Origin of the sequence: Ktedonospora formicarum (assembly GCF_016587355.1) — a bacterium.
GTDB lineage: Bacteria > Chloroflexota > Ktedonobacteria > Ktedonobacterales > Ktedonobacteraceae > Ktedonobacter > Ktedonobacter formicarum.
Genome location: NZ_BNJF01000011.1, coordinates 219,335 through 226,243, shown reverse-complemented (window position 1 = coordinate 226,243; position 6,909 = coordinate 219,335). Strand labels below are relative to the sequence as shown.

Below are 6,909 nucleotides of genomic sequence, written 5' to 3'. Positions count from 1 at the left end.
CTCACGCAACTCCGCCATCGGCATAGGAGTTCGACTCTGCTTCAAGCGTTCTCGGGCCTCATGAACCCAACTGTTGGCAGGCCCAAGGGACCTGGAGTTCTCGTCGAAAGGAAGCTGGGCGAATGGGGCATCGGTCAGCAAGCTTTGAAAGCGTTGGAGGGCACCTGGCAACCAGCGTAATGCTGTCCCATGAGAGCTTACACCAAGTAAAGGGACATCAGGCTGGCTGCCAGCCAGCCCAAGGGCAATGAGGCCCCCGAAGGATTGGCCAAGCAGAACGATTCCCGCCGAGTCGGCTCCATACTGCTCCCAGGCTGCGGTTAGCGCGAGCCGCAGAAGGGCGATCTGACCGTCAAAGGTGCTCAGATCTTCGGCGATCTGTTGGCTGGCCTTATAGCCCGGTCGATCCAGCGCCAGCACCGCGTACCCAAGAGAAGCCGCTGTATCGAGGAATCCTGCTTCGCCAGGGATGGTGTTATCAAAGATAGCGGCTGAGTTGCTGCCCCCATGCAAGGCCACAATCAGAGCGCGAGGAGCGCTCGAAGGGTTCGCATAGACTCCCGAGAGGTCACTATGACCTGCCCGGATCAGAATGGGTTGTTTGGTTATTGAAAGGCTCATCTTTTCACTCTCTTTTCTTCTGTTTTTCCAGGGACATCGCCCACTGGTGCTGACGCAGGACCTCGGAGGGATACTTGTAATGTGGGTGAGGCAAAATACTTCAACTGCTTCTCCCAAGCTTCTCTATTCCCAGATCCACTCCCCACGACAGAATCGGTTTTTTCTCAAGACGCCGCTCTGAATTGACCAGAAGCGACGTCCTTAGGGTACGTACTGAAACAAGGGGAATACATTCTATTCCATCTCAGCAGGATTTTAGGCGGGTTTTTCTGTTGGGACCCGTTTTGTCCAATACCATTTGTTCAGAATCCATATCCGTTTTTCAATGCGCTGATGCGCAAGCGGGGATCCGTCAGGAGGATGCCCATCCTCTTGCCAGGTCCTACCTGGATCACTTTCCAACTCTGTTGATTGGAGTATATGTGGAAAGGGTCGTTTGAAGCATCGGCAATCGTGTCTATCTTTCACCCGCTATGCCGAAAGAGCATTGCCTAGGTAATGGGGGGAATTGCTGGCGGGAAGCGTGCTGAAACTGGAAATCGATGGAGGAAATTAGAGCAGTTGGGCATCAAGTGCGTAGCGTATAGCGGCGAAACGTGAAGAGAGACCCAGCTTGCTGTAGATGGAGCGCAGATGGGCGTGAACCGTGCGGGGGCTGATGACCAGCGCCTCTGCGATCTGCACATCTGTGTGTCCCCGCGCGGCCAGACGCAGGACTTCAATCTCGCGCTCTGTCAGGTGAGATGGCCCAACTTCTCTTGTTGGTAATTGAGAAGCAACAGGTTCGTGCAAGGCCTGCGAAGCGAGAAAGCATGTGGGAGACATCCCCTGTCCCTCTTCCCAGGCAGTAGTGAAGGCCTGCGGGCCGAGCTGCTGGCGTACGGCTGCCACAACAGGTTCATTGTTCGCGCCAGTCAGTTGCAGGTGATCAACGGGAAGTGAGAAATGCTGTGAAGTTTTCCTCTGGCTCCATACCTGGCTCGCTCCCCACAGGCGCGCGGCCCATTGGAGCTTGTGCTGCTGTGCCGCGAGCTGGCCCCATGAACGCAGAACGGAGGCAATGCCTTCGGTCTCATTCAGGCGCTCGAATAGTTCCAGGCTCTGAAGATAGCAAGCGTGCGCCACTTCGTACTTCTCCTGCTGCCTCCCCGCCTCTGCCAGACGCAGAGAGACCCAGGCGAGATGACGTTGTGTGCCCAGAGCGTGATAGGAGCGACGTGCTTCCTCAAGCCAGGGCTGTGCCAGTTCTGTGTTTCCCTGCTCTAGCTCAAGCTGGCCGAGCAAATCAAGGGCACGCGCCAGATGGAAGGCGTCCTTTGTCTCCCTACACAGTGCCAGGCTTTCTTCAAAAAGCGCGCGAGCATCCGTCGTCTCGCCCTGCGCAAAACGGAGCCGCCCCATGCTCCGGAGCGCACGCGCCAGATCCTTTTTTTGCTTCGTCGTGCGACAGAGGGAGACGCTCTGTTCCAGGCACGTCTGTGCCTCCGTGAGCTTCCCCTGATCAAGAGCCATATTCCCGGCGGTTATCCGGGCAAGGGCCAGCACCATGGGATCATCTTTGGAGAGCCGAGAGCATTGTGCCAACAAGAATTGGGCGTGCTTCTCGTCCTGGTGGACGACCCAGGCTAGATAGCCGAGCCAATAGGAGGCTACCGCGCTTCCCCGAGCATCCTCGGCCTCACCAAAACAACGCAAGCTTTCCTGATAGAAGCGTTCTGCTTGCTCACCGTCATCCTGGACAAGGGCAAGCCATGCGGCTGCCTGCAGCGCCCTGGCTTTTATCTCCGGGGAAACCTCGACCGAGAGGCCAAGTGTGCGTTCAACCCAGTCACGTTCCTGACTGCTAGACCAGCGATACCAGCGTACCGTCCAGAACCGGGCGATAGCGCCAGCCAGGCGCAGCGCCATTTCCGCGTTGTGTTCTTGCTCTGCATGCTCTACCAGCCATTGCAGCGTCATGCGCAGATTCTCGCGCTCCCATTCCAGGCGCTCAAACCAGTTCTCCTGTTCATTCCCAGACGAGGAGGCCGCTGCCTCGGCAAGCTGGACAAAATAGCGGGCTTGAGCGGCTCTGACCATCTCTGCTTCCTGACAAACAACCAGTTGTTCCCAACCAAATTCACGCACCGTCTCCAACATGACAAAGCGCGGCTCATCGTGCTCTTGCTCTTGTCTCACCAGCAGATGCTTGCCTAGTAAGGAAGTAGTGGTGTCCTCAAGCGTAGCCATTTCGCTCTCAGGCCAGGCGGAGATCGCTGCGAGTATCGGCAGGGTACATCCGCCGACGAAGGCCGAGAGCCGTCGATAGGTGCGCTGTTCAAGAGGCGTGAGCAAGTCATAGCTCCATTGGAGCGTCGCACGAAGGGTCTGCTGTCGTGCGGGAAGATCGCGTGGGCCATTTGTCAAAAGGGCTAGGCGACGGGTAAGGCGCTGGTGCAGTGCATGAAGCGAGAGAACGCCCAGGCGCGCAGCGGCCAATTCAAGAGCCAGAGGCAACCCGTCCAGGCGCTGACAGATGGCAACCACAAGCGGCGCATTCTCGGCAGTCATTCGAAAGGAAGGGAGCGTAGCCTGTGCACGCTCGACGAACAGTGCAATGGCCCCATACTGCGCCAGAGCTTCGGGGCCAACGGGCATCTGTGGACCAGGGAGCGCAAGCGGCTGAAGTTCCAGCTCGTGTTCTCCCCGCACATGTAGCCGCTCACGGCTTGTTACAACGACCTTGAGCGCGGGGCATGAGGTCAGCAATTCGACCAGGAGTGGGGAGGCGTCGATAACCTGCTCGAAGTTATCCAGTACCAGCAACAGGTGCCTCGTGCGCAGAGAGAGGATCAACTCCTCCAAAGGAGGATGGGCACTCTTTTGCTGGAAGGAAAAAGCCTCAAACAAAGTAGGGAGGACAAAGGAAGCGTCTTGAACAGGTGCCAGGTTGAACAGGTAAACGCCATCAGGAAAGTCGTGCTGTACCTGAGCCGCGATGGCGAGCGCCACACGGGATTTTCCGACGCCGCCGGTCCCTGTGACTGTGAGCAGACGAACCTGCGTGTCATGCAGCAGGCGCTCACCCTCCTCTACCTCCTGTGCCCTGCCAAGAAGGCGGGTCAAGGGAAGCGGTAAGCCGGGTAGTGAAGCTCCATCCAGCTTCCCAGAGGGAGCAGGCAGGGGAAAGAGCTGTTCCGTAGTTTTGTTCTGGTGGTTTTCCACGAGGAGAAGTATCTCTCTTAATCCCGAAATGGTCTCCTCTCATGAGCAATTTCTCACAAGTGACATAGCGAGGAGGAGCCCATGTGCATGTTCCAGGAGAGTTTTTTTGTTTTGCTTCCATCCCCATCATACCATATTCGCTAGAGGTCTCACAACACGCTTCTCCTGCTTCGGAGACGTGTCGCAGATAAAAAAATCTCAAGCTCAAATCACTGCTGAGAAAAAAGTTGTTGCGTAGTCCGTGAGCACAAAGGGAAGAGGTCCGATGTGTTCGCCCCCTTGCTGCCTAAATCTCTTAACTGTTGCGGTGTGCGGGCGGGAATAGTCAGCCATTATTTCTCGTGGTTGGAATTGGAAGAAGCAGCGTAAGCGGCAATTCCTTCCAGCAGTCGCGTTAGCCCAAAGAGAAACATTTCATTCGCAGAAGCTTCTTCGCCTTCAACCAGGGCCTGGGTCAGGTGCGGGTAACGTCCACTGTCGATGATATGCTCTTGCACGTAGGGGCCTACTTGTTGTTGCCATTCCTGCTCACTGAGTCCTGTGCGGCGTTGCGCTTCGGCTTCCCCCATTTCGAAGAGGACAAACCCCACAACATACGCATTGAACATAGCTAGGATGCTCCGGCTGGTCGTCATATCGAAGCCAAGTTGGCTCACGATCCCCAGGCGATAATCAGTCTGCTTGAGTGCGTTGGGTCCCAGAACGGCCCGATGACCAATCAGAGAGGCAAACCAGGGATGGCGGTGCATGACTGCCCGTGTTTGCACAGCGATCTCCTGGAGATTGGAACGCCAACCTCGCGGATCCTGCTGTAACTGGATCGTCACTTCGCCGTAAACGGCATCGATCATCAGATCAAGCACGTCCTCTTTGCGTTCAATGTACCCGTACAGCGCCATCGCGCTGACCGAAAGAGCGGCTGCAATTCGCCGAGTGGAAATGGCGTCAATACCTTCAGTATCCGCGAGATCCAGAGCAATCTGGACAATTCGCTCTCGCGAGAGCGCTGGCCGAACGGGACGAGGGCGTTCCGGTCTCTCCCAGATCAGATTTGTCGTCTGTTCGGGAACCGATGGTTCTGCTGAATCACGGTTGACTTTTTTTCTCATAGCTGCTAGTATAGCAACTATACACTGTATAGGCAATATACAGTGTAATGAAAGGGGGAATATTCTTACAAGAAGCCGAGCGAGAAAGCCCTGCTCATTGATGGCAGGGATGCATCGCCGTTCCTTGAATGGCGCAGGGGAGGGGTGGATCCTCACAACAGCGGATGGTGGGGTACTTGACGAGGGGTCACCATGCTGCTATTCTATGGAACATATGGTCTAGCCACAAAGTGTCATGCACAGGAGAGATGGGATGATGAAGCCTCAGGCTGCAAGTAACCACACACAAGCACCCAAGATCCGTACCCCCACCTTCCTGCTGGAACTGCCTCTCGTGGTGAACGCCGGGCAGGCCAAGCGCGTGCGTGCCCATCTGGAAGCGGCCCGTCAGCTCTCCAATGCCATCCTTTCCCTCGGGCAAAGACGCCTGCGCCGCATGCGCGCTGATCCCGCCTGGCAGGAGGCTCGCTCCATTTCTCGCGCCCACAAGGCTCAGCGAGCGGCGGCCTTCTCCACCTTGCGCACAGCTCATGGCTTCACCGAAGCCGCCCTGCATCAAGCGGTCAAGGGCTTGCGTGTGGGCTGGATTGCCGAGCACATCGATGCCGTGCTGGCTCAAACGCTGGCGAGCCGCGCCTACCGTGCCCTCAATCGTGTCTGCCTCGGCAAGGCCAGACGGGTGCGGTTCAAGAGCCGAGGGCGAGGCTTCTGCAGCATCGAGAACAAGCGCAATGACACCGGTCTGCGCTTTGTCCTGCAGCCACCCGAGAAGGGGAACGCAGGATTCCTGCTCTGGAATGGGGACCGTCTCCCAGCCCTCATCGATTGGCAGGACGAGGTGGTGTGTCATGGCCTGAGACATCGCATCAAGTACGCCCGCCTCCTCCAGCGTCCCGCCAGCAGCAAGAGAGCGGCTGGAGCCGATGCAGAAGGCAACCGCTACTGTGTGCAGCTCGCCTTAGAGGGCACGCCTCACCGCAAAGCGAAGCACACGGTTGGACAAGGGATCGTTGGCGCTGACCTGGGTCCCTCGACCCTGGCGCTCGTTCCCCAAGAGGGGCAGGCCAGTCTGGAGGTGTTGTGCGCCGAACTGGCTCCTGACGCCAAGGCCATTCGTCGTCTGCAGCGGCAGATGGATCGGCAAAGGCGAGCAGGCAACCCAGAGCACTATGACGAGAAGGGACGCATCAGGAAGCAGAGCAAACAGAAGCGACAATGGAAGCAGAGCAAGCACTCTCAGGCGACCAGGCGGCGCAAGGCGACCAAAGAGAGGAAGCTGGCAGCACACCGCAAGAGCCTCCATGGCCGTAAAGTCCATGAGGTGATGGCGCTGGGCAAGACCATCATCCTCGAAAAGATTTCCTACAAGGCATGGCAAAAAACCTATGGCAAGAGCGTGGGACTGCGAGCCCCAGGGATGTTTGTAGCACTGTTGACACGCACCGCCGTGCCCCCTTTGGGGGTTGCAAGCACGGGCGGCACCCTGGTCGAAGTTCCCACACGCACCACGGCGCTGAGTCAGTGGTGTCATGGCTGTGGCAAGAAGGTCAAGAAACCGCTCTCTCAGCGCTGGCATCAGTGCGCATGCGGCGTGGGTCCCATCCAGCGCGATCTCTACTCAGCATTTCTTGCCGCCTACCTTGATCCTGCAGATCCCATCCCTTCGTGTGCCCGATACCAGGCGTATTGGGAAGGTGCGGAGGCGCGCCTGCGGGCAGCACACGAGTGCCTCATCCAACGTGCGAAAGAGGGGCAGGTCCTGCCCCGAAGCTTGGGTCTGACCCGAGCCAGAGTGCGTCTGCCCGAAAGTCCAGGGGAACTCCCACTAGAGCCTGCTCATCTCCTTTGGCGAGAAGAACTGGAAGCGTGGGCCGAACCTCTGGAACCCCCGCTGCTTGAGCACGGGGAGCTCTCAGCGTGTCTCACAAAACCGCTCCACGAATCGCCATGATTCGTGCTAGCCTAAAAAGGAGAG

4 protein-coding genes are annotated in these 6,909 nt (G+C 57.6%); 1 reads left to right on the top strand and 3 read right to left on the bottom strand.

The features are described 5' to 3' along the window. The 3 genes from K3T82_RS46680 to K3T82_RS46670 form a co-directional block, all read right to left on the bottom strand. A partial coding sequence (locus K3T82_RS46680; RefSeq protein WP_220200289.1) for an alpha/beta hydrolase occupies positions 1-621 on the bottom strand: 621 nt, incomplete at its 3' end. A 552-nt stretch (positions 622-1,173) separates the two neighbouring features. Next, entirely contained in the window at positions 1,174-3,825 is a 2,652-nt protein-coding gene (locus tag K3T82_RS46675; protein WP_220200288.1) for a tetratricopeptide repeat protein, read from the bottom strand. Between the two features lie 332 nt (positions 3,826-4,157). Then, a complete protein-coding gene (locus K3T82_RS46670) occupies positions 4,158-4,934 on the bottom strand; it encodes a TetR/AcrR family transcriptional regulator C-terminal domain-containing protein (protein WP_220200287.1) in 777 nt (258 codons plus the stop codon). Between the two features lie 253 nt (positions 4,935-5,187). Between K3T82_RS46670 and K3T82_RS46665 the strand changes: the two genes are divergently transcribed. Next, complete coding sequence (locus K3T82_RS46665) at positions 5,188-6,885, top strand: AAA family ATPase (protein WP_220200286.1); 1,698 nt, start codon at positions 5,188-5,190, stop codon at positions 6,883-6,885. Positions 6,886-6,909 lie beyond the last annotated feature (24 nt).

Bases quoted from the DNA above. Each gene is read 5' to 3' on its own strand.
- K3T82_RS46670 (WP_220200287.1), bottom strand. From the start codon at position 4,934: ATGAGAAAAAAAGTCAACCGTGATTCAGCAGAACCATCGGTTCCCGAA.
- K3T82_RS46665 (WP_220200286.1), top strand. From the start codon at position 5,188: ATGATGAAGCCTCAGGCTGCAAGTAACCACACACAAGCACCCAAGATC.